The sequence below is a fragment of the Pseudomonas endophytica genome, from assembly GCF_001411475.1.
Taxonomy (GTDB): domain Bacteria; phylum Pseudomonadota; class Gammaproteobacteria; order Pseudomonadales; family Pseudomonadaceae; genus Aquipseudomonas; species Aquipseudomonas endophytica.
Map to the genome: position 1 here is coordinate 35,854 of NZ_LLWH01000187.1, position 21,842 is coordinate 57,695.

A 21,842-nucleotide genomic window follows, 5' to 3' on the forward strand; every position below is an offset into this window, starting at 1 on the left:
AAAATTTGATGTTTTCTCTTCTACGAAAAGCAGGGCGTGATGCGCCATGGTGGGGCTTTTCGTTAGCGTGGAGCGCCTACAGACAGTGCATGCGTTACACCGTCCGTAGGAGCTGCCGAAGGCTGCGATCTTTTAATCAACAAGACCGTGAATCAAGGCTTAATCAATTGCCTGCGAACTCCATTCGCCATTTACCAGACGCTGCAAGCCCAGCGGGTTGCTGTTTTGCAGGGCTTCAGGCAGCAGGGCATCAGGGTAGTTCTGGTAGCACACAGGGCGCAGGAAGCGATCAATCGCTAACGATCCAACCGACGTGCCGCGGGCGTCTGAAGTTGCCGGGTAAGGGCCGCCGTGAACCATGGCATCGCACACTTCCACACCAGTCGGGTAGCCATTGACCAGAATGCGGCCAACCTTTTGCTCCAGAATCGGCACCAGCCACTGATAGTTTTGCAGGTCAGCCGGCTCGCCGATCAGGGTGGCGGTCAGTTGGCCACGCAGGGCCAGCAAGGCCGCTTTAAGCTGCGCATCGTCTTCGACTTCGATGATCAGCGTCGCTGGGCCAAACACTTCTTCTTGCAGCAATGGATCCTTGTTCAGCAGCAGGCTGACATCAGCCTTGAACAGTTGTGGCTGCGCTTGCGAACCCGACTGAGTGTTGCCAGCAAGATGACTGATGCCTTCATGCTTGATCAGGTGTTCAACACCTTTGGCATAGCTACGCAGACCGCCCGCATTGAGCAGGGTGTGCGGCGCTTGTTCGCTCATGTGCTGCGTGAGTTGCTCGACAAAACCGGTGAACTCAGGCGAGCGTACGCCGATCACTAGGCCAGGGTTGGTGCAGAATTGACCGCCGCCCAGCGTCACTGAGCCCGCCAGGTCTTTAGCGATGGTTGCGCCACGGGCAGCCAGCGCATCCTGCAAGATAATCACAGGGTTGATGCTGGACATTTCGGCGAAGACTGGAATTGGCTGCTCGCGCTCGGCGGCCATTTTGCTCAAGGCGTTACCGCCGTGCAGGGATCCAGTAAAGCCCACAGCTTGAATGGCCGGGTGTTTAACCAGCGGTTCGCCGACGCCAGCGCCGAAGATCATGTTAAACACGCCTTTTGGCATGCCGGTTTTTTCAGCGGCACGGATAATCGCCGATCCGACTTGGTCAGCGGTAGCCATGTGGCCGCTGTGCGCTTTGAACACCACTGGGCAGCCTGCAGCAAACGCAGCGGCGGTGTCGCCACCCGCAGTCGAGAATGCCAGTGGGAAATTGCTCGCACCGAACACAGCAATCGGCCCAACACCGATGCGGTATTGACGCAGGTCTACGCGCGGCAGTGGCTTGCGGTCTGGCAGTGCCAGATCAATGCGCGCGCCCAAAAAGTCACCACGGCGCAGGACTTTAGCGAACAGGCGCATTTGACCGCTGGTGCGGCCTCGCTCACCTTGAATGCGCCCGGCTGGCAACGCAGTTTCGCGGCACACGATGGCAACGAAGTCGTCGCCCAGTTGGTCGATTTCGTCTGCGATGGCGTCCAGGAACTCAGCGCGGCGCTCAGGGCTCAGTTGGCGAAAGGTCGCAAATGCTTCGTCGGCGGCTTTGGCAGCGCGGTCTACTTCTTCAAGCGTGGCTTGATGGAAGCGATAAGGCAGAGCCTCGCCGGTAGTTGCGTCGAGGCTTTCAAGGGTAGTGGTGCCTGCAGCGCTGCGGGTACCGGCAATAAAGTTGTGGCCTGTAACGGTCGACATTTTTTCAATCCTTGCTAGCTAAGCATTAATGATGCGCAGTTAAGGCATCAGACACGGTTTTTTGTTGTCGTATTTCAGTGCCGCACGAGTCTTCGGCAGATGCCAGCGCTGGTTAGGGCTGTGCGAATCAAGTTAACAGACATCATATGACTTGAGTTTTCGCCTCGCAATGCCTTCTGGCTAATGAATTGGTTATAAAAAATGATTAAAAGCCTGATTCTTATAATAAATAGTGAGTTTATCGCCCCGTTAAGCCGGTACTAATTGCTGCGTAGGTCATGCTTTAAGCTGTCTGCCACTCAGTAAACTGGGAGAGGTTTGCGTTTTAATCCTAGGTTGTCGTACGTGTTGGTCGGCCAAATGCAGTTTCAGCACATCAGGGTCGATAAAGCAGCGCACCAGAGTATAGAGAGCGAATCAGAGTTTTGTGGAGTGCGTGCAAGGGCCGCCTGCCAGACAATGAATCTGCAGTATCAGCGTGCTATCGTGAGCACCTTTTTGAGAGGGATATTCAATGCGAATGCTGATTGGCGCTGTAAGCGTAGCCTTGCTGGCTGGCTGTGTTTCACCGGCGATGAATGATGCTCGCAATCAGGCTCCTACGCGCGCCCTAAGCTCTGATAAAGAGACGCCAAAGGTCGCCGAGTGCATCAAGTTCACGTGGCAGGACGAGGGCGTATTCGGGGTGGACGCCAGCGGCTATATCAAAAACGATAAATCCGGGCGGACGACCGTCTATACCCGTGATGCCGAGTCCTTTGTTGATCTAGTGCCGCAGGGTACCGGCACTGCGTTGAGTTACTACGCTAAGCAACCTGATGACAGTGCAGCGATGCGCCGTTTGGCGATGGTTGCAACATGCCTGTAATCCGCTGGTACTTGTATTGAGCCTGCAACAGTGAGCTTGAGACAGGGCTTTGTGCTGACCCGGCACTGGCACGATACGCCGTCTGGGGTGGAAGTGGAGTTCTGGCTGGCGACCGATGATGGGCCGCAACACGTGCGTTTGCCTCTTCAAACATCTGTCGCGTTCATTGCGCTGGAGCAACGTGAGCAGGCGCAAGTGCTGTTGCAGGACGAGCGTAACGTTGAAGTTCGCGAGCTGGCGCTGCGAGATTTCAACTCACGGCCGGTGCTGGGGCTTTACTGCCCGCAACACGCCCAACTGACCGACATTGCGCAACGCCTGCGCCGCGCCGGGGTGGAGGTGTTTGAAGCCGACATACGGCCCCCCGAGCGCTTTTTAATGGAGCGTTTTATTACCGCGCCGGTCAGCTTTAGCGGCCAAGCCCAAGCGAACGGCCCGCTATTGAATACGCGGATGAAGCCGCATCCTAATTACCGCCCGCAATTGAAACTGGTTTCGTTGGACATTGAAACCAGTGCCCAAGGCGATTTGTACTCGATTGGCCTACATGGCTGTGGCCAGCGCCAGGTGTACATGTTGGGCAAAGCCACGGCAGCCGATGCGCCGGTGGATTTTAACCTTGAGTTTTGTGCGACCCGAGGTGACTTGTTGCAGCGTTTGAACCAGTGGCTGGCGCTGTACGATCCCGACGCAATCATTGGTTGGAACGTGGTGCAGTTTGACCTGCGAATCTTGCACGAACATGCTCGGCGCCTCGGCATTCCGCTGCTATTAGGGCGAGCGGGCAACGAGATGCAATGGCGTGAGCACGGCACTCGAAAAAATCACTACTTTGCCAGTGCTGCGGGCCGTTTGATCATTGATGGTATTGAGTCACTGCGCTCGGCGACTTGGTCGTTTACCTCGTTTAGCCTAGAGAACGTCGCCCAAACCCTGCTGGGTGAGGGCAAGGACATCAGCACCCCGTACCAGCGCATGGACGAAATCAACCGCATGTTTGCCGAGGACAAGCCTGCGCTGGCGCGCTACAACCTCAAAGACTGCGAGCTGGTGACGCGCATCTTCGAAAAAACCGAACTGCTGACCTTTCTACTGGAGCGCGCCTCGGTCACCGGGCTTGAAGCTGACCGCAGCGGTGGCTCGGTCGCCGCGTTTTACCACTTATATATGCCGTTGATGCACCGTCAGGGCTACGTGGCGCCCAATCTTGGAGACAAACCCCCGCAGGCCAGCCCTGGCGGTTTTGTCATGGAGTCGCAACCGGGGTTATATGAGTCGGTGCTGGTGCTCGACTACAAGAGCTTGTATCCGTCGATCATCCGTACGTTTTTGATTGATCCGCTGGGGCTGGTCGTGGGCTTGCGCGAGCCTGACGACGAACACTCGGTACCGGGTTTTCGCGGGGCTCGTTTTTCGCGAACCCAGCACTGCTTGCCGTCGATCATTGAGCGGGTTGCCAATGGCCGAGAAGTGGCCAAACGCGAGAAAAACGCGCCCCTGTCGCAAGCCCTGAAAATCATCATGAATGCGTTTTATGGGGTATTGGGCTCCAGCGGCTGTCGTTTTTTTGATACTCGGCTGGCGTCGTCAATTACTTTGCGCGGGCATGAAATCATGCTCAAAACCCGCGCCTTGATCGAAGCCCAAGGCTACAGCGTGATCTATGGCGACACCGACTCCACCTTTGTCTGGTTGCGCAGCGAGCACAGCGAAGCAGACGCTGCGCGCATCGGGCGTGAGTTGGTGCAACACGTCAACCAGTGGTGGCTAGCCCATGTGCGCGACGAGTACGGGCTGACCAGCGCCTTGGAATTACAATTCGAAACCCACTACAGCCGCTTTTTAATGCCGACTATTCGAGGCGCCGAAGAGGGCAGCAAAAAGCGTTATGCCGGGTTGGTGACCCGCGCTGACGGGCAACCAGAAATGGTCTACAAGGGCCTAGAAACCGTGCGCAGCGACTGGTCGCCGCTGGCGCAACAGTTCCAGCAAGCCTTGTACCTGCTGATCTTCAATCGTCAGCCTTACCAAGAATACGTCCGCGACTTTGTGCGTCGTACCTTGGCGGGTGAACATGATGATTTGCTCATCTACCGTAAACGTTTGCGTCGACCCTTGAGCGACTATGAGCGCAATGTACCGCCGCATGTGCGTGCGGCTCGGTTGGCAGATGAGTACAACGACCAACAGCGGCGACCACGGCAGTATCAAAACGGCGGTTATATCAGTTACGTCATCACCTTGGCTGGCCCTCAACCTTTAGAAAACCGCACCGCCGAGGTCGATTACGACCATTACCTGACCCGCCAATTGCAGCCCGTCGCTGACGCAATATTGGTGTTTGTCGACGATGATTTCAGCGCTTTAGTCGGCGGCCAAATGGGCTTGTTTTAGCGCCGGTTGTGCTGTTTTTGATAAAACCACGCTGGAAGATCATCGAGTACCCAATATCGACTGAAAAACTCTGCATGGCTTTATCGCGCTGTTGCATAACCAACTGTTGTTTGAGCAACAGCAACTGAACAGATTGCACGGTAATTGCTGTAACTTGTGCGTGTATCAATCAAGTAAATTATTGATTCATAAAGAATTTAGAAACGGCACGGCCTGTGCAAAGGAAGCATGAGGTGTTTTCCATCGACCGTGAATTTGCTGAAGTGAACCGAACGCGTGATAAATACGTGCCTGATGGGCTGTATCCCTAAGAGAGGATATTCATGACTGAGCCACAAGGCGGACAAGCAGCCACTGCCATCGGCGAGGCCGATGTGCTGATTATTGGTGGCGGCCTGAGCGGCACTCTGCTGGCCATGCAGTTGCTGCGTTTGCCGGGCGCCCGGCATATCGTGCTGGTCGAGCCGCGGCCTGAGCTGGGGCGGGGCGAGGCTTACAGCGCTACCGAACTAGGGCACACCCTCAATGGCAATGCCGCACGCATGAGCATTGATCCAGACGATGCCGACGACCTGACGCGCTGGCTACAAGCGCATATTACTGACGGAGGCTGGCCTGAATCCGCTGCGCAACAGGTGCCGGTTGCGCACTTATTTCCGCCGCGCGGGTTGTTTGGCCGGTACGCCCAGCAGCGTTTGGCCGAAGCCTTAGTTCGCGGCAAGGTGCAAGGGTCGAGTCTGACCCATGTGCGCGATGAAGTGATCGGCCTGCAAACCGATGACCGCCGGGTGCAGGTCACCCTCAAAGACGGTCGCCAGTTGCAGGCAAGTATCGCGGTGTTGGCCACGGGGATGTTCCCGGCAGCGCGCACTGCGCAACGTCAATCCAGTGGTCTTAATGCCGCAGCACTGGACCCATGGGATGTTGCGGCCTTGCGTGGGTTGCCGGTGGATGCTCGGGTACTGATCATTGGGTCAGGGCTGACCATGGTCGATGCTCTAGAGTCACTGAATCAGGCCGGACACCGCGGACCTATTGAGGTCTTTTCACGGCATGGTCTGTTGCCTCACGTGCGTCGTCAGCCACCGGCGTGGGAAGACTTTTTGAGCCAAGCTCCTGAGATTCGCAGCCCACTGCAATTGCTGCGTGCGCTACGCCAACACTGCCAACGTGCGCAAGCGATGGGCATAGACTGGCAGGCGCCGCTCGACACCGTGCGCGTGCACATCCCTCGATTGTGGAGCCAGGCCAGCGATGTTCAGCGTCGTCAATTTGTGCGCCATGTCCGGCCTTGGTGGGAAAGCCATCACCATCGTTCGCCGCCACAGGGTAATGCCTTACTGCAAAAACTACTCAAAGAAGGGCGGTTAACCATTCAAGCGGCCTCGCTACAAGGCGTGGCGTCAAGCGACGACGGACGCCCGCAAATTCGGTTGCGCTATCGCGGGCAAACGCAAGTCAGGGTGGTTGAAGGTGATGGTTTGATTAACTCTACGGGCATCGAGTATGACTGGCGTCGAGTTGACAAAGCCTTGCCCCGACAATTGCTTGAGCGGGGTTTGATTCGCGTCGGTAACTTAGGCTTGGGTATTGCCGCCGATCCTTCAGGGGCGGTGCTTAACGCGCAATCACAGCCTGCTAAACGTCTATTTGCGATGGGCCCACCGTTGCGCGGCGAGTGGTGGGAAAGTACTGCGGTGACGGATGTGGCTTTGCAGGCCAAAGCATTGGCGGCAAAGTTGGTGTCGTTATAAGGCGGTTACTTATACGGTGAGAAGAGCCGGTGGGCCGTTCAATTGCTTCGCGATCTTTTGGCTGCACAAAAGATCGCGAGCACGTTTACATCGCCTTGCGGATTACTTTGCCTGACTTGGAAGCACATCATTGGCAATCATTTCGCCAAACGGTCCGGTCAGATTGGTAATGCCACGGCCCGCGAGGCTGGCATAAGGTTCTGGTAGCAGTGGGAACACCAGTTCGGCAAAGCGGTAGGCTTCTTCCAGATGCGGATAGCCCGAGAAGATAAAACTCTCGATGCCCAAGTCGGCATATTCCTTGATGCGCTCCGCGACTTGTTGGGGGTTGCCCACCAGCGCTGTACCGGCGCCGCCGCGAACCAAGCCAACGCCTGCCCATAAGTTGGGCGCAATCTGCAGATTGTCGCGGCGCCCGTCGTGCAGTGCGGCCATACGGCGCTGGCCCTCAGAGTCAAAGCGCGCGAAGGAGGCTTGAGCGGATGCGATGGTTTCATCGCTGATGTGTTCGATCAGGGTGTCAGCGGCTTTCCACGCTTCTTGTTCGGTTTCGCGGACAATCACATGCAGGCGGATCCCAAAACGTACGCTGCGCCCCAAACGTGCTGCGCGCTCGCGGACATCGGCAATTTTCTCGGCCACGGCCGCAGGCGGTTCACCCCAAGTCAGGTACACGTCTACCTGTTCGGCAGCTAATTCGTGAGCGGCTTCGGAAGAGCCTCCGAAGTACAGCGGCGGATAGGGCTTTTGTACGGGAGGGTACAACGCCTTGGCGTTCTGTACGCGCAAGTGTTTGCCTTCAAAGTCTACCGACTCACCTTGCAAGACCCGGCGCCAGATTTTCAAAAATTCATCAGAGACTTCGTAACGCTCGCTGTGGTCAAGGAAGCTACCGTCGCCCCGGTTTTCATCGGGGTCGCCGCCCGTCACCACATTGATTAATAGACGCCCGCCGGACAGCCGATCGAGGGTGGCCGCCATGCGTGCCGAGACGGTGGGCGAAATAATTCCTGGGCGAATCGCGACCAAATAACGCAAGCGCTCGGTCAACGGCACCAACGCAGAAGCAATGACCCATGAGTCTTCGCAAGAACGTCCGGTGGGGATGAGAACCCCGTAATACCCTAAATCATCAGCGGCCTGAGCGACTTGTTTCAGATAGTTAAGCGTCACCGGGCGCGCACCTTTGGTGGTGCCCAGAAAGTGGCCGTCGCCGTGAGTCGGGAGGAACCAAAACACATCCATTAAAAAATCCTTAAGCGATTTTCAGCCAACGATGAGCAGATCCTCCTAGTCAGCAATCTCCGTACCAACAGCCAATCGCCCAAGAATAGGGCTTTAGACGATAGTTAATGAGGTGCGCAGTGTTGATTGAGTGCTTAAGTGTAGATTTGCTGTTTGATTTGCAACAGTTGTCGTGCCAACAGTTAAGCGCTGTCGGACATAGATTCGGACACGATCAATGGCCATAACGATCCCTTTTTGGCCTGCATACCTCTGTGAAGCACCCCATGGGTCGGCAAGAATCGAATCAACTTATAAGAGCTGTCTTACAGACCCTTGCCCTTGTTAGGGCTGCTGCCGTGTACAAAACATAAAAACTATCGCTCTCACGCCAACCATGGGGAATGCATTTATGAGCACGATCAAACGCTTACTGGGCGCCACGGTCTGTGGTTTGTCGCTACTGGCCAGCGCAGTTCAAGCCAATCCGGGCGAACTGCGGGTCTACAACTGGGCGGATTACATCTTGCCGTCAGTGCCCAAAGACTTTGCCAAAGACACCGGGATCAAAGTGATCTGGGACACCTTCGACACTAACGAATCGCTGGAAGCGAAACTACTCACTGGCAACTCGGGTTACGACCTGGTCGTGCCGTCCAACCAGTTTTTGGACACTCAGATCAAGGCAGGCGTATTTCAAAAGCTCGACAAATCCAAGTTACCTAATTGGAAGCATCAAGACCCGCAGCTGCTCAAGCTATTGGAAACCAACGACCCTGGCAACCAATACGGCGTGCCCTATATGGTCGGCACGGTGTTGATCGGTTTTAACCCAGACAAGGTCAAGGCTGTATTAGGCGATGATGCGCCAGTGGACAGTTGGGATCTGGTGTTCAAACCCGAAAACATGGAAAAGCTCAAATCGTGCGGGGTCGCGATGCTCGACTCACCGTCTGAAATCTTGCCATTGGCGTTGCATTATTTGGGCTTAGACCCGAACAGCCAAAACCCGGAAGACTATGAAAAAGCCAAAGAGCTGATGTTGAAAATCCGCCCTTATGTCACGTACTTCAACTCAGCCAAATACATGACCGATATCGCCAACGGTGACATCTGCGTCGCCATTGGTTACTCGGGGAGTTTTTACCAATTTGGCAACCGTGCCAAAGAAGCGAAAAACGGCGTGGTAGTGGACTGGCGTTTGCCTAAAGAAGGCGCGCCGATCTGGTTTGATACGTTTGCTATCCCTAAAAGCGCGAAAAACGTTGAGCAAGCCCATGAGTTCTTGAACACCCTGCTGGAGCCAAAAGTGATCGCTTCGATCAGCGACTTTTTGGGCTACCCGAACGCCAACAAGGATTCGCTGCCGTTGATCAATAAAGACATTACCGGCAACTCTAACCTGACCCCGACCAGCGAAGCATTGAAGTCGCTGTACGTCGTACAGCCGCTGCCACAAAAGCTTGAGCGTGTGCGCACCCGGACATGGACCAGCATCAAGTCAGACAAGTAGTCGGCGCTTAGGCCGAGTCTTTGAGTACAGTCCACGGCGGAGCTGCCGCAGGCTGCGATCTTTTGCTTTTAAAGATCAACAGATCGCAGCCTTCGGCAGCTCCTACAAGGGTATGTGGGGTACTTTCACGCCACGCTGCATCTGCTGTGCGGAGCTGCCCCAGGCTGCGATCTTTCACCCGGAGTAACCGACTATCAGTCTTTCAGCACCGCCTTAAGCAACGGGTCATTCAAGTAGGCGACGTTAAGTCGAGTCCACGGATTGATGCTCGACTGTTCGGGCGAAAAAATATGCCCCGGCGCGATCATGAATCCCTTGGGCTGTAACTCACGGGTCAGTTGCTTGGCATCGTCGATATGGGCAAAACGTGCCCACAAGTAGAGGCTCTGCTCTGGTCGACATAAAACCTGGGCTCCGATCTCGTCGAGCATCTGCAAGCCTATGGACGTGGCCGTTTTGAGCCGCTCTTGCAGGCGGATCAGGTGCCGCAGGAAGTGCCCCTCGGTCAAGATCACATCCACCACTCGCTCGCAAAACTCCGATGAACTGGTGTGCAACAGCATTTTCAAATCCCCTAGCTCATCAATAATGTCTTTGCTGCCGGCGATAAATCCGACGCGCAGCGCGGCGGACACTGATTTGGAAAAACTGCCCACGTACAACGAGCGTTGCAGTTGATCGAGCGCCGACACTTTGATCGCAGAGGCCGGTTTGAAGTCCGCGAGTGCGTCGTCATCGACCAGAATAAAGTTGTACTGTTGGGCGAGCTGCACCAGCCGATGGGCCTTGCTCGGCGAAATATCAGACCCGGTAGGGTTGTGGCCCACGGACTGAATAAAAAAAAGTTTAGGCGTGTGGGTGCGCAGGTGTTGTTCCAGTACCTGCAGGTCTGGGCCGTCTGCCAGGCGCGGTACGCTCAGCATCTGCGCACCTTGCAGTTGCAGTTTGCCAAACAACGGGTAATAGCCAGGGTCTTCAACGAGCACCGCATCGCCGTGGGCAATGAAGCGGCGGATGATCAGGTCAAGGGCGTGGTTGGCACCGTGAGTGGTGACGATTTGTCGAGGGCTGGCGCTGATTGAGTAGCTGGCCAGTTTTTGCGCCAAGTGTTGACGCAGGCTGGCATTGCCCAGCCGGTTACCGTAACGAAACAGGGTGTTGACCCCGGTACGCATGATCTGCCGAGTGAATTTGTCTAGACGCATGTCCATCAGCCAGTCCACGGGCGGGAAGCCTTCACCCAGTGGTGAATGGCTCGGCTCGCGAACAAATTGCTGACGCATCAGCCATACCGTGTCCATCGCCCGTGCATAGGGTTGAGGTTCGTCCGCTTCGCTGTGACTGGTCGCGCCCTGACGCACAAAAAAGCCTTGGCCGTGGCGCGCCTCAACCAACCCTTGGGAGGCCAGCGCCTCGTAAGCATTGATCACGGTATTTTTGGAATGGCCGAACAGGCGCATGCATTCGCGCAGTGACGGCAAGCGATCGCCTTCGCGGTAAGTGCCATTGCCGATCTGTTCGACCAGCGAAGCGGTCAGTTGCTGAGCAAGCGTTAGGCGCACCATGATCGCAGTCCTAGCGAAATGGAATGAGGGTACAGCTTGGGTACTGTTTGTGCGAACTGTACCTTTTATGTGGGCACAGGGCGTTTTAGGGTGAGGGCCACACAACAATAAAGACCACTGGATTTCGCCATGAGTATTGATTCGCGCCTTCCCCAGTTCCGCAGCATGGCACCCGTAGAACGTTTGGGGTACTTGCAGGACCTTATTGAACTGTCCGCTGATGATGTCGCCCTGTTGCGCGAACCAGGCGCATTAGCCTTGGAAACGGCCGACGGCATGATCGAAAACGTGATAGGCACCTTTGAGTTGCCGTATGCAGTGGCGAGCAACTTTCAGATTAATGGCCGCGACGTGATCGTGCCGATGGTGGTTGAAGAGCCTTCAGTCGTGGCCGCTGCCTCGTTCATGGCCAAGCTGGCGCGTGAAGCGGGCGGCTTTCAAACCTCCAGCTCGTTGCCATTGATGCGCGCGCAAGTTCAGATCGTTGATGTTGAAGATCCGTTTAACGCGCGCTTGAGCCTGTTGCGCCGCAAGGATGAAATCATCGAGTTGGCGAATCGCAAAGACCAACTTCTTAATTCGCTGGGCGGGGGTTGCCGGGACCTTGAAGTGCATACGTTCGCGCAAAGCCCGCGTGGGCCCATGCTGGTGGCGCACTTGATTGTCGATGTGCGTGATGCGATGGGCGCCAATACCGTAAACACCATGGCCGAAGCGGTTGCGCCGCTTATAGAAGAAATCACCGGGGCTAAGGTACGGCTGCGAATCCTTTCCAACCTGGCTGATTTACGTTTGGCTCGGGCTCAAATTCGCATTGCCCCGCAGTTGTTAACAACCTCCGAGTTCAAAGGTGAAGAGGTCATTGAAGGCATCCTTGATGCTTATAATTTCGCCGTGGTGGACCCGTACCGTGCCGCCACTCACAACAAAGGCATCATGAATGGCATCGACCCGCTGATTGTGGCCACCGGTAATGACTGGCGCGCGGTTGAGGCGGGCGCACATGCGTACGCGTGTCGAAACGGCCACTATGGTTCGCTGACGACGTGGGAGAAGGACAGTAAAGGTAATCTGGTGGGCACACTGGAAATGCCGATGCCGGTTGGCTTGGTTGGCGGTGCCACCAAGACTCATCCATTGGCGCAGTTGTCGTTGCGCATCCTCAAGGTCGAGACAGCCCAGCAGTTAGCCGAGATTGCGGTGGCGGTCGGTTTGGCACAAAACTTGGGCGCTCTGAGGGCGTTGTCCACTGAGGGCATTCAGCGCGGGCACATGGCCTTGCATGCGCGCAATATCGCACTCACCGCCGGTGCACGGGGTGAGGAGCTGGGTTGGCTGGTCAAACAGATGGTCGACGCCCGTGACGTGCGTGCCGACCACGCAGCGGCATTGCTCAAGCAAAAACGCGGCTTGTGATGAAAACACCACGTCATCTGTAGGATCGAGCTTGCTCGCGAGCTTTTAAAAGATCGCGAGCAAGCTCGCTACAGGTATTGGGGCATCTCTCTTCACCTTCATAACAATAAAAGCAGTGGGAGAATTTTTTTGAAACCTGAACTCTACGAAGTCTGGGGCGATACGGTGGATGCGCGGCATTTGGTGTACGCCATCGTAATCGGGGCCATCGTCAGCCTCAGCGCTTTTTTTACCGCGCAACACTTTTTGCTGCAATGGGTGGACTCAGCGCAGATGGCGCGGGCCTACGCCATGCTGGTCGGGATCGTTGGCTGTCTGGTGGGCGGTGCAATCAGCGCAACCTTATTCAAACCTAAGCGTCACGTGGTCGAACACGAGGCGGATCCGGCGTGGCGCAGCCAAGTGCTGGTTGATCTGCAAAACGAGTTTGGCGACCTCGGGCGCCTCGCTGACTTGCCGCCAGAAACCATTAAAGAGCTCAAAGACATGGACCTTTACGACTTGTTCGTTGAGTACGAGCAGGGGCTGGAGAGCGCCGCCAAAGCTGAGCCGGTTTCCCAGACGCAACCGGCCACTGGCTTGGTCGGTAATGGAGGTCGGTCATGATCGCGTCGCTCTTCGACCAAGTGCTGATTGCGCTGGGCATGGGGATTATCGGGGCGGTGATTTTCGCAGCCATCGGTTTGATCTCTGGCAGCGATGAGACGACCACACTGGCCCCACTGACGTTGCTGGTAGTGCTGTTGGGCGTGCCTGCGCCAGGGGTGCTGACGTTTTTCTTGGCGGGCGCCGTGGCCAAGCACATGACCCACGCCGTACCCACTGCTTTGCTGGGGATTCCAGGTGACACCATGGCCACGCCCTTGATGCGCGAGGCTAATTTTTTGCGCAACCTCGGGGTGCCGCACATCGCGTTGCGCAAGATGATCTCCGGGGCCGTGATTGCCGCGCTGATTGCGGTGCCCATGGCCGTCTTGTTTGCGGTGATGTTGGCGCCTTTTGGCGACACCATTAAACGCACGGCGCCTTGGATCTTCCTAGCGGCGGCGATTGCGATTGCTTGGTTCTCGAAAGGGCGCCTGGCCGCTGTGCTGGCATTGATCCCCTTCGTACTGATTATTCTCGGTTTGCAAACCCTAACTGGCCAATATGGGGTAAAGCTTAGCGTCAGTTACTTTCTGGGCATCGCCATTGGGCCATTGATCGCGGCGCTATTCGCCATGATGGCTCCGGCCGAGCGCGAGAAAATGCGCCGCCAAGAGGTGCGTACGTTCTCGCTGTCACCTGATGTAAAAAGCGGCGGTGGGTTTTTCCCAAATCCGCTCAAGGTACTGGACGGTAAACAAAGCCTGTGGACCGGCATTACCGCGGTGATTTCGAGCGCCACCTTTGTGTTCAGTCCGGTGGCTATGACCGTCATCATGGGCGAGTTAGTCGGCTCACGGGTTAAGCATGTTTACCATCGGCTGACCACGGTGATTACCGCGCGCAATGGCGTCACCGAGTCCACTTATATTGCCGAGGCGCTGATTCCCTTGATCGCCTTTGGCTTGCCATTAAGCCCGGTGGCGGCTGGCCCGGCGGCGCCCTTGTTCAATGCGCCGCCACGCTTTAGCGTGGACTCTGCCTCGGGTGAAGTACACAACCTGCACTCACTGCTCAGCACGTGGGAGTTTTTGGGTTATGGGATGCTGGCGGTGGTGATTGCGCTGTTGATCGCTTACCCCTTCACCATGAATTACGCGTATCGCGCAGCGTCCTACGTGTCGCGCAAAATCAGCCATGAAGCAGTGATTGCGACCTTTGTTGGGCTGATTCTGGTGATTGGTATCTGGGAGGGCGGCTTGCTGGGGTTGCTGGTGATTGTCACTGTGGGTTTGTTAGGCGGTTTCCTTTCACGCTTTTTGGGTTTCAACATCGGCGTGCAGTTTATGGGCTACTACACCGCGGTATTGACTGTCCCGGCGCTGGTCGCGCTGTTGGGCGCTTAAGGCAGTCGTCGCTGTCGAAGAATGAGGCTGCGATAGGGTACGAGGTGCCCCCTCATCGCGGCCTTCGCTCGCCAGCGACTACAAATCATCGGGAACTGCAGCGCTAATTAAAACTCCCAGCGGGTGTTGAGCATCACATTGCGCGGATCGCCGTAGTAGGCGGTGTTATAGAAGCCAATGTTGGTGTAGTACTTCTTGTCGAACAGGTTGTTGACGTTCAAGGTCGTGGACAAGTTGTCGGTGACTTGGTAACGCGCCATCGCGTCGACCACCCAGTAGGCATCCTGCGAAAATTCCTGATACTGAGCCTTGGTGCGGTTGTAGATGTTCTGCCAACTGCGGCTCTGCCAGCGAGCGCCGCCGCCGATAGTCAGACGATCCAAGGGGCCCTTAAATTTGTAACTGGTAAAGGCACTCAACTGGTCCTGTGGCTCCCAAGTCGAGATTTTCTCGTCTTGGCTGTCGCGGATGATCTTGTGCGTGTAACCGGCTTGAGCCTGCCAGCCCGGTGCCAACTCGCCAGACAGTTCGGCTTCAAAGCCCTTGGCTTTAGCTTTAGTGCCGATTGAGGCGTACAAAATGGATGGGTTGGTGGGGGCGGCGTTGTACTCAGCATCGGGTTCTGCGCGGTTATCTTCGTGCACTTCGAAATAAGCCAAGCTGGTGTTCAGCCTGCCGTCGTAGAACTCACCTTTGATTCCCACCTCGTAGTTTTTGCCTTCATCGGGTTCCAGCACCTTGTTCTCACGGTCGCGGTTGTAGGTCTGCGGCATGAAAATATAGCTGTAGCTGGCATAAGCGGTGAAGTTGTCATTGAGGTCATACGTCACACCCACATACGGAACGACTCTGCCTGTTTCACTGGATTGGTAATCGCCGGTCAGTTTGTAGTTGGCGATTCGGCTGCCCAGCAGCAGGTTCAATTCATCGGTCAGGTTAAAGCGCACCGTGAAATAGCTGGCGGTTTGACGGGTTGTGGTGTCGTTGTACTGGGTTGGGGCGCCCCAGTCTGGCTCAGGGATTTCACCGTCGAAGTTCCAGAAGTCGATGACTTTATTGCCGTTTACAAAGGTCGGGTTGCCGTAGTCCTTGCCTTTCCAATGAGCGCTGGACGCCGAGGCACCAATCACCAATTCATGCTCACGCCCGCCCAAACTGAAGGGGCCGCTGAAGTAAGCGTCGGCGGCGTCAGTGCGGGTGTTGCCCGTGAATTTGTTGGCATACACCGACGACAAACCCGTCGCAGGGAAGGGGCCGTCCATGACCGAACCCAACGGCGCGTCATAGCTGTTGATCTGGTGGGTCAGCTGAGCCTTGCCGACCCAGCCATTGTCGAAACTGTGCTCCAAGGTTGAAAACACGCTTTGGGTGGTTTGCTCCCAGCGGCTCCATTTGGCCCCGTTGTTATAGGAACGTTTAACGTCGATACGCTCGCCATTGCGGTCAAACAACGGACGACTGCCCGACCAGCCTGAGCTACGAGGGTCATTGTTTTGATAATCGAAGCCCACCGTCAGCAGGGTGTCATCGCTCAGATCGGCTTCGAGCGTGCCAAAGTAAACCCCGGTTTTTCGCTCATAGCGCTCCATAAACGAGTGCTTATCTTGATAGGCAGCCACGGCTCGCCCGCGCACGTTGCCGCTGTCAGTCAGCGGGCCGCTGACGTCGACTTGTGAGCGATAGTTGTCCCAACTGCCAGCGCCTAGTTCAACACTGGCTTTGAAGTCGCGGGTTGGTTTTTTGCGGATCAGGTTGATCGTAGCGCCTGGGGCACCGGCGCCAGTCAGCAAGCCGGTTGCGCCCTTGAGTACCTCCACACGGTCATAAATCGCCATGTCGCTGAGGGTTTGCCCCGATGAATAGGCCGAGTTGCGCAAGGTAGGGATGCCGTCGTACTGGAAGTTCTCGACCGAAAAACCTCGCGCGTAATAGTTAGTGCGTTCGCTGTCGAAGGTCGAGACGGTGATACCCGGTGTATGACGCATGACGTCGTCGATGGCGTTAAGGCCAAAATCGTCCATGTGCTGGCGGGTAATAACGCTGATCGACTGCGGTGTTTCCCGCGGCGACAACACCATCCGCGTGGCCGTGGCGATAGTGCCGGGTGTATACGAGCCACTGCCTTCAGTGATGGTTCCCAACTGGTTAGAGGTGACTTGGGTCGATTGCAATTGCAACGGCCCGTCGCCTAACGACGGCTTGGCGATGACACGATAACCTGCGCCCTCACTGATGGCTTGCAGCCCCACTGGCGCAAGCAGTTGTTCCAAACCGTCGGCCACGACGAACTGCCCATTGAGGCCGTTGCTCTGAACGCCCGTGGTCAGCGCCGAGTCCACCGCGATCATCACCCCGGCTTGTTGACCAAAGCTGCCCAGCACTTGGTCTAGGCTGGCGGGGGCAATAGTAAAGGACTGGCTTTGGCTCTGGGTGCTGACCGTTGCAGCCTGCGCCAGAGAGCCGGTGGCGGTCAGGGTTAAACCCAATAAAACGCTGCGTAAAGCGCTGGCAAGGGGCGTAAGTCGGATGTGCATAGTGACTGTCCATGTGTGAGAAGGGGCGGCGGTGCGCTGTTTTTCAGCGTCTTCCCTGAACCTGATGCACGAGATCGAAAAAACTGCCGTTGACACAGAAAAAAATTTAATCAGGCAGGCACTACATTGGCCCAATAGCCAAACACCCGCTGTACGCGAATCGGCAAGACGCGGGTGAGCAGCGCGAGGCTGGCGTCTGGGTGGTCAATCGAGAACGAGCCTGATACCTGCAAGGCGCTAACCACCGGATCGCAGCGCAATACGCCACGGCGATAACGGTTGAGCTGAGCAATGACCTGTGCCAATGGCATGCGTTCAGCGATTAAAAGACCGTCGACCCAAGCAGTCGAGGCCGCAATAACCTGTGTCGGCTCACCACTCCAATGGCTGCTAAATGTCAGTTGCTGGCCGGCTTGCAGACTAATGCGGTCTGCGCGACCTTGCTCAATTGACGCGCTGCCTGCGAGTACTTGCACCTGAGTTCCAGGTTGATCAGGCAATCCTTGGCTAACGATTAGCCGTGAGTATGGAGCGGGATGAATACGTCCATTAGCGGTCTGTACTGTGGCGTCGGGTGTCTTGTAATTGGACAGTAAAACTCTGCCCAGGTTGAGCTTCAGGTTAAGACCCGCGGCGCTAGCTTGAGTGTCGAGCGCGGTATGGGTGTCAAGCGTGAGCCCCACGCCATCGCTGAGTGACACCGTGCGGCGCTCACCGATGGCGGTGTGGTAGTCACTGAACAGCTGCGGTAGCAGCACGCGCTCATGCACACTCACGCCCGTAGCCATGACCACTCCAAGGCCAGCAAAGCCTTTGAGCAAGCTGCGTCGTGAAGTGGCATGCCGCGCCTTAAGCAGGCGGCGAGCGCTTTCGGGGGCGATGAGTTGCGCACTTTCGCGTACATCGCGGTTCAGCCCGGTGAGTCGCTGCCAAGCAGCTTCATGCACCGCCGATTGCTTGCGCCAATGGTGGCAAGCCATGCGTTCAGTTTCGCTGCACACGCCCGATTGCAGGGTGACCATCCACAGCATGGCCTGCTCGACTACGTCCTGATCCAAAGCTTGCGCGTTGGCGCTTTCGAACAGGCTCACGCTGCGTAGACCGCGCTGTAACAGTGACGGTAAGCCTTAAGCATGGCCTTTTGCACCACGTTAACCGTGAGGTCCATGCGCTCAGCGATTTGCGGGTAGGTCAGGCCGTCTAGTTGCGAGAGCAAAAATACTTCTCGCACTTTACTTCCAAGTCCATCCAGCACTTGGCCCACCGCGTCCAACGCCTCAAGCACCAGCAGACGCGCCTCTGGGGAGGGCACATGTTCGGGCTCCAGCGCCGTCAATGATTCCATGTAAGCGCGTTCTAATGCCTGGCGTCGGAAGTACTGACCACATAAGCGACTGGCGATAGTGGTCAAGTAAGCGCGCGGTTCGCGCAGCGAGGGGTGGGTGTCGGTGCGCAGCATTCGCACAAAGGTATCTTGCGCCAAGTCCAGAGCCTGCTCTTGATTACCTAATTTTCGGCGTAACAGTTGCACCACCCAGCCATGGTGCTGGACGTACAACTCACCTATAACGCTGTGTGTGGAAGAGGATGGATGCATGGAGAGCAATTCCGGTGCGGACACTGACAAGGATCGCAATGATAGCGCTTCTCATTAACGCGCGCCTGGAATGTTTCCTACGCTCGGTGTAAGACGTTGGAGTGATAGGCCATGTGTAAGGGTATTATCGGCTCAGCCCCGAGCGGGAATGTGTTGAAAGATCAAGATGGATGGAATCGTGGTGGAACGTCGTCAATTCAGCACCGGCATGCAAGGCAAAAACCTGCGCTATCTCTCAAGGTATCCCGACGAAGTACGGCCAAGTGTGCGCGTCGGTTTTGTCCTGCTTGAGCACTTCTCGCTACCCGCGTTTACTCAGGCGTTGGATGCGCTCATCACTGCTAATTTGTTGCGCACCGGGTTGTTTGAGACTCAGACGTTCGGCTTGGCTGAAGGTGAGGTTGTCAGCGATCTAGGGTTGGTTATACGGCCAGACCAGTCACTTAACGCGGCACGGCTCAATGATTTGGATTTACTGATGGTGTGTGGTGGCTATCGCACAGAACTCAAGCGGGATGCGCACTTCAATCAATTGCTCGTCACGGCTGCGCAGTTGGATATCAGTCTGGCCGGCTTGTGGAATGGCGCATGGTTTCTCGGCAGTGCAGGTTTACTGGAGGGTTACCGCTGTGCGATACACCCAGAGCATCGACCGGCGCTGGCAGAAGTGTCCAAGACCGCGAACGTCACCAGTGAGCCCTTTGTAATTGACCGTGATCGGCTAACAGCCTCCAGCCCATCCGGGGCTATTCAGATGGCGCTGGCTTGGATCAAAAGCTTGCATGACAAGGCATTGGTTGAGGGCGTTGAAGACATTCTGGCGTTTGAGGAGTCGCGTTATCGACGCATCAAACCGACGCAAAAGATCAGTGTCAGCGCACCCTTGCGCGAGGTGTTGAAACTAATGGATGCGAACCTTGAAGACCCCCTCGAACTGGAACAGTTAGCGGTGTACGCAGGTCGTTCGCGTCGTCAGCTCGAAAGGCTGTTCAAGGAGCAGCTGGGCACCACGCCACAGCGTTACTACATGGAGCTGCGGATTACTGAGGCTAGGCGGCTGTTACAACACACTGAGCTGTCGCAGGTCGATGTGCTGGTGGCCTGCGGTTTTGTTTCGCCCAGCCATTTCAGCAAGTGTTATAGCGCTTACTTTGGCTACCGGCCGTCTAAAGAAAAGCGTTGGATTAAATAGCCTTGTTTGGCTGGGCTTGGTAACGGTTCAGCCTTGTTGTGCTATATACAGTGGTTAAAATTTAGAACTTGCAGTCAGGAAGACGAAAGCGATGACACTGAGGCTAGTTGCGGCTAAGCAGATGTTCAGAATGATGTGCATGGCTTGGCCTTTGTTAGGCATTTACTCAACCGCGCAGGCTGAAGAGCCTACGGCCAAAACCAGTGCTGAGAGTGATGAATGGCTGGTGCTGGTAAGCCCCTTTGTTTGGGCGCCGTCCATGAATGGCCAAGTCGCGCTGGGCGGGGTAGATGCCAAGGCGGATGTGGGGTTCCGCGAGATTTTCAATAATATAAACCGAGTCTTTATGGGTAACGTGGAGGTGACTAACCGCACGTTGGGTTTCTATCTGGACGGTGTCTACGCCAAGACCAGCCAGTCTGAAAGGGCATACGGCCAAAAAATCGGCCTCGACATTACCCAAAGCACCTTGGCCGGGGGTGTTTACTACCGTGTCTATGAGTACGCGTTAGGCGGTAACACGGTATTTGGCGAGCCTCGCACGTGGCGGATTGAACCGACCGCAGGGCTGCGCTGGACGAGGATCACAACCAAGGTCGACATCGACCCAGTCGGCTTCAGCACCAAGAAAAAAACCGAGTGGACTGACCCGTTTGTCGGGGTGCGCATGCAAGCGGACCTGACCGATCGCTGGACGTTGTCTGGTGCGGCGGACACCGGCGGCTTTGATACCTCCTCCAAGAAAACCTACAACGCCCAAGCTTACCTCGGCTACCGAACGTTCCTGTTCGAGCACCCGACCATTGTGCGGGTCGGTTATCGAGTGTTGGCGCAGGAGTATCGAACCCGGGACTTTACCGGTAACACCTTCAAATATGATGTGACTCAGCGCGGCCCGGTGCTGGGTTTGTCCATGCGTTTCTAATGTGTTTATGCAAGGATCAATGGAATGAAAAAGCCTGTTCTCAAAGCTCTAGTGTTGGCGGTCTCAGGGTTCGCTTTATCGCTGCCATTTGCACAAGCCTGCACCCGCTTGGTGTATTTAGGTGACGACCAAAGGGTGATCACCGCCCGTTCAATGGACTGGAAAACAGACGTCGCGACGAACTTGTGGGTGTTTCCAAAGGGCATGCAGCGTAATGGTGAAGTTGGGCCTACGTCTGTGAAATGGACCTCCAAATACGGCAGTTTGATTGCCAGCGGTTATGACATCTCAACCACCGACGGGGTCAATGAAGCCGGTCTGGCGGCCAACGTATTGTGGTTGGTGGAATCCGAGTATCCCACCTACAGCAAAGACAAACCGGGTTTGAGCATTGCGGCTTGGGCGCAGTACGTACTGGACAACTTCAGTACGGTGGCCGAAGCCGTTGAGGTACTCAAGACCGAGCCTTTCAACGTAGTAACCTCGCAAGTACCAGGTGAAAGCCGCTTGGCCACATTGCACCTTTCGATGTCCGATGCTTCGGGCGACAGCGCGATTATTGAATACATTGACGGCAAACAAGTCATCCACCACAGCCGCAAGTATCAGGTCATGACCAACTCACCGGCGTTCGCCGATCAGTTAGCCATGAACGCCTACTGGCAGGCGATTGGCGGCACCGTCATGCTGCCCGGCACCAACCGTTCAGCCGACCGCTTTGCCCGAGCGTCGTTTTACGTCAACGCGGTGCCGCAAAATCAGGATGCGCGCTTGTCGTTGGCCAGCGTGTTCAGTGTGATTCGCAACGTCTCGGTGCCTTACGGCATTACCACGCCGGGTGAGCCAAATATCTCTTCGACGCGTTGGCGTTCTGTCATTGATCACAAGCAAGGCTTGTACTTTTTCGAGTCTGCCATCACCCCCAATACGTTTTGGGTAGACCTTAAAAAGCTGGACTTGTCGCAGGCCACTGGCAAAGTCAAAAAGCTTGATCTTGGACCGAATCAGAGCACTATCTTCTCCGGTGAAGTATCGAGCCGTTTTGAAGTCGCAGCGCCGTTCAAGTTTGAAGGTGCGTAATACGCACCCGACCCGCTATCTGTTGGGTGTTCAACAGATAGCGGGC

16 protein-coding genes are annotated in these 21,842 nt (G+C 56.0%); 10 read left to right on the forward strand and 6 right to left on the reverse strand.

Going from position 1 to position 21,842, the window contains the following annotated elements:
* Positions 1-159: 159 nt before the first annotated feature.
* The gene (locus tag AQS70_RS16220; RefSeq protein WP_055103781.1) at positions 160-1,743 is read right to left on the reverse strand and encodes an aldehyde dehydrogenase (NADP(+)); all 1,584 of its coding nucleotides are present in this window, start codon (positions 1,741-1,743) and stop codon (positions 160-162) included.
* A gap of 514 nt (positions 1,744-2,257) precedes the next feature.
* On the opposite strand from AQS70_RS16220, the gene AQS70_RS16225 reads away from it, so the two are divergent.
* The 3 genes from AQS70_RS16225 to AQS70_RS16235 all read left to right on the forward strand — a co-directional run bounded on the left by AQS70_RS16225 (position 2,258) and on the right by AQS70_RS16235 (position 6,759).
* Entirely contained in the window at positions 2,258-2,611 is a 354-nt protein-coding gene (locus tag AQS70_RS16225; protein ID WP_055103782.1) for a hypothetical protein, read from the forward strand.
* A gap of 30 nt (positions 2,612-2,641) precedes the next feature.
* On the forward strand, positions 2,642-5,005 hold the full coding sequence (locus tag AQS70_RS16230) for a DNA polymerase II (RefSeq protein WP_055103783.1): 2,364 nt from the start codon (positions 2,642-2,644) through the stop codon (positions 5,003-5,005).
* 323 nt (positions 5,006-5,328) lie between these two features.
* Positions 5,329-6,759 (forward strand): FAD/NAD(P)-binding protein, encoded by a 1,431-nt coding sequence (locus AQS70_RS16235; RefSeq protein WP_055103784.1) that lies wholly within the window; start codon positions 5,329-5,331, stop codon positions 6,757-6,759.
* A gap of 102 nt (positions 6,760-6,861) precedes the next feature.
* Here AQS70_RS16235 and ssuD read toward each other — a convergent pair whose 3' ends face one another.
* Positions 6,862-8,004 carry an FMNH2-dependent alkanesulfonate monooxygenase gene (gene ssuD, locus AQS70_RS16240; protein ID WP_055103785.1) on the reverse strand — a complete coding sequence of 381 codons (1,143 nt, stop codon included), beginning with the start codon at positions 8,002-8,004 and terminating at the stop codon, positions 6,862-6,864.
* A gap of 391 nt (positions 8,005-8,395) precedes the next feature.
* Between ssuD and AQS70_RS16245 the strand changes: the two genes are divergently transcribed.
* Positions 8,396-9,496, forward strand: a complete 1,101-nt coding sequence (locus AQS70_RS16245; protein ID WP_055103786.1) for a polyamine ABC transporter substrate-binding protein — start codon at positions 8,396-8,398, stop codon at positions 9,494-9,496.
* 194 nt (positions 9,497-9,690) lie between these two features.
* On the opposite strand, the gene AQS70_RS16250 is transcribed toward AQS70_RS16245, so the two are convergent.
* Positions 9,691-11,061 (reverse strand): aminotransferase-like domain-containing protein, encoded by a 1,371-nt coding sequence (locus AQS70_RS16250; protein ID WP_055103787.1) that lies wholly within the window; start codon positions 11,059-11,061, stop codon positions 9,691-9,693.
* 129 nt (positions 11,062-11,190) lie between these two features.
* On the opposite strand from AQS70_RS16250, the gene AQS70_RS16255 reads away from it, so the two are divergent.
* The 3 genes from AQS70_RS16255 to AQS70_RS16265 all read left to right on the forward strand — a co-directional run bounded on the left by AQS70_RS16255 (position 11,191) and on the right by AQS70_RS16265 (position 14,468).
* Complete coding sequence (locus tag AQS70_RS16255; protein ID WP_055103788.1) at positions 11,191-12,477, forward strand: hydroxymethylglutaryl-CoA reductase, degradative; 1,287 nt, start codon at positions 11,191-11,193, stop codon at positions 12,475-12,477.
* A gap of 129 nt (positions 12,478-12,606) precedes the next feature.
* A complete protein-coding gene (locus AQS70_RS16260) occupies positions 12,607-13,083 on the forward strand; it encodes a hypothetical protein (protein ID WP_055103789.1) in 477 nt (158 codons plus the stop codon).
* Complete coding sequence (locus tag AQS70_RS16265; protein WP_055103790.1) at positions 13,080-14,468, forward strand: tripartite tricarboxylate transporter permease; 1,389 nt, start codon at positions 13,080-13,082, stop codon at positions 14,466-14,468. Before AQS70_RS16260 ends, AQS70_RS16265 begins: the two co-directional genes overlap by 4 nt.
* 107 nt (positions 14,469-14,575) lie before the next feature.
* Here the strand turns inward: AQS70_RS16265 and AQS70_RS16270 are convergent, their stop codons facing one another.
* From AQS70_RS16270 to AQS70_RS16280, 3 genes are all read right to left on the reverse strand, one after another.
* Entirely contained in the window at positions 14,576-17,002 is a 2,427-nt protein-coding gene (locus AQS70_RS16270; RefSeq protein WP_055103791.1) for a TonB-dependent siderophore receptor, read from the reverse strand.
* 110 nt (positions 17,003-17,112) lie between these two features.
* Complete coding sequence (locus tag AQS70_RS16275; RefSeq protein ID WP_055103792.1) at positions 17,113-18,093, reverse strand: DUF4880 domain-containing protein; 981 nt, start codon at positions 18,091-18,093, stop codon at positions 17,113-17,115.
* The gene (locus AQS70_RS16280; RefSeq protein ID WP_055103793.1) at positions 18,090-18,599 is read right to left on the reverse strand and encodes a sigma-70 family RNA polymerase sigma factor; all 510 of its coding nucleotides are present in this window, start codon (positions 18,597-18,599) and stop codon (positions 18,090-18,092) included. The genes AQS70_RS16275 and AQS70_RS16280 overlap by 4 nt, the downstream gene beginning before the upstream one ends.
* A gap of 166 nt (positions 18,600-18,765) precedes the next feature.
* On the opposite strand from AQS70_RS16280, the gene AQS70_RS16285 reads away from it, so the two are divergent.
* The 3 genes from AQS70_RS16285 to AQS70_RS16295 all read left to right on the forward strand — a co-directional run bounded on the left by AQS70_RS16285 (position 18,766) and on the right by AQS70_RS16295 (position 21,796).
* Positions 18,766-19,791 (forward strand): GlxA family transcriptional regulator, encoded by a 1,026-nt coding sequence (locus AQS70_RS16285; RefSeq protein ID WP_055103794.1) that lies wholly within the window; start codon positions 18,766-18,768, stop codon positions 19,789-19,791.
* Between the two features lie 139 nt (positions 19,792-19,930).
* Positions 19,931-20,716 (forward strand): hypothetical protein, encoded by a 786-nt coding sequence (locus AQS70_RS16290; protein ID WP_055103838.1) that lies wholly within the window; start codon positions 19,931-19,933, stop codon positions 20,714-20,716.
* 24 nt (positions 20,717-20,740) lie between these two features.
* The gene (locus AQS70_RS16295) at positions 20,741-21,796 is read left to right on the forward strand and encodes a linear amide C-N hydrolase (RefSeq protein ID WP_055103795.1); all 1,056 of its coding nucleotides are present in this window, start codon (positions 20,741-20,743) and stop codon (positions 21,794-21,796) included.
* Positions 21,797-21,842 lie beyond the last annotated feature (46 nt).

Coding starts and splice junctions, on each gene's coding strand:
- AQS70_RS16220 (WP_055103781.1), bottom strand. CDS start 1,743: ATGTCGACCGTTACAGGCCACAACTTTATTGCCGGTACCCGCAGCGCT.
- AQS70_RS16225 (WP_055103782.1), top strand. CDS start 2,258: ATGCGAATGCTGATTGGCGCTGTAAGCGTAGCCTTGCTGGCTGGCTGT.
- AQS70_RS16235 (WP_055103784.1), top strand. CDS start 5,329: ATGACTGAGCCACAAGGCGGACAAGCAGCCACTGCCATCGGCGAGGCC.
- ssuD (WP_055103785.1), bottom strand. CDS start 8,004: ATGGATGTGTTTTGGTTCCTCCCGACTCACGGCGACGGCCACTTTCTG.
- AQS70_RS16245 (WP_055103786.1), top strand. CDS start 8,396: ATGAGCACGATCAAACGCTTACTGGGCGCCACGGTCTGTGGTTTGTCG.
- AQS70_RS16250 (WP_055103787.1), bottom strand. CDS start 11,061: ATGGTGCGCCTAACGCTTGCTCAGCAACTGACCGCTTCGCTGGTCGAA.
- AQS70_RS16255 (WP_055103788.1), top strand. CDS start 11,191: ATGAGTATTGATTCGCGCCTTCCCCAGTTCCGCAGCATGGCACCCGTA.
- AQS70_RS16265 (WP_055103790.1), top strand. CDS start 13,080: ATGATCGCGTCGCTCTTCGACCAAGTGCTGATTGCGCTGGGCATGGGG.
- AQS70_RS16270 (WP_055103791.1), bottom strand. CDS start 17,002: ATGCACATCCGACTTACGCCCCTTGCCAGCGCTTTACGCAGCGTTTTA.
- AQS70_RS16280 (WP_055103793.1), bottom strand. CDS start 18,599: ATGCATCCATCCTCTTCCACACACAGCGTTATAGGTGAGTTGTACGTC.
- AQS70_RS16285 (WP_055103794.1), top strand. CDS start 18,766: ATGGATGGAATCGTGGTGGAACGTCGTCAATTCAGCACCGGCATGCAA.
- AQS70_RS16290 (WP_055103838.1), top strand. CDS start 19,931: ATGGCTTGGCCTTTGTTAGGCATTTACTCAACCGCGCAGGCTGAAGAG.
- AQS70_RS16295 (WP_055103795.1), top strand. CDS start 20,741: ATGAAAAAGCCTGTTCTCAAAGCTCTAGTGTTGGCGGTCTCAGGGTTC.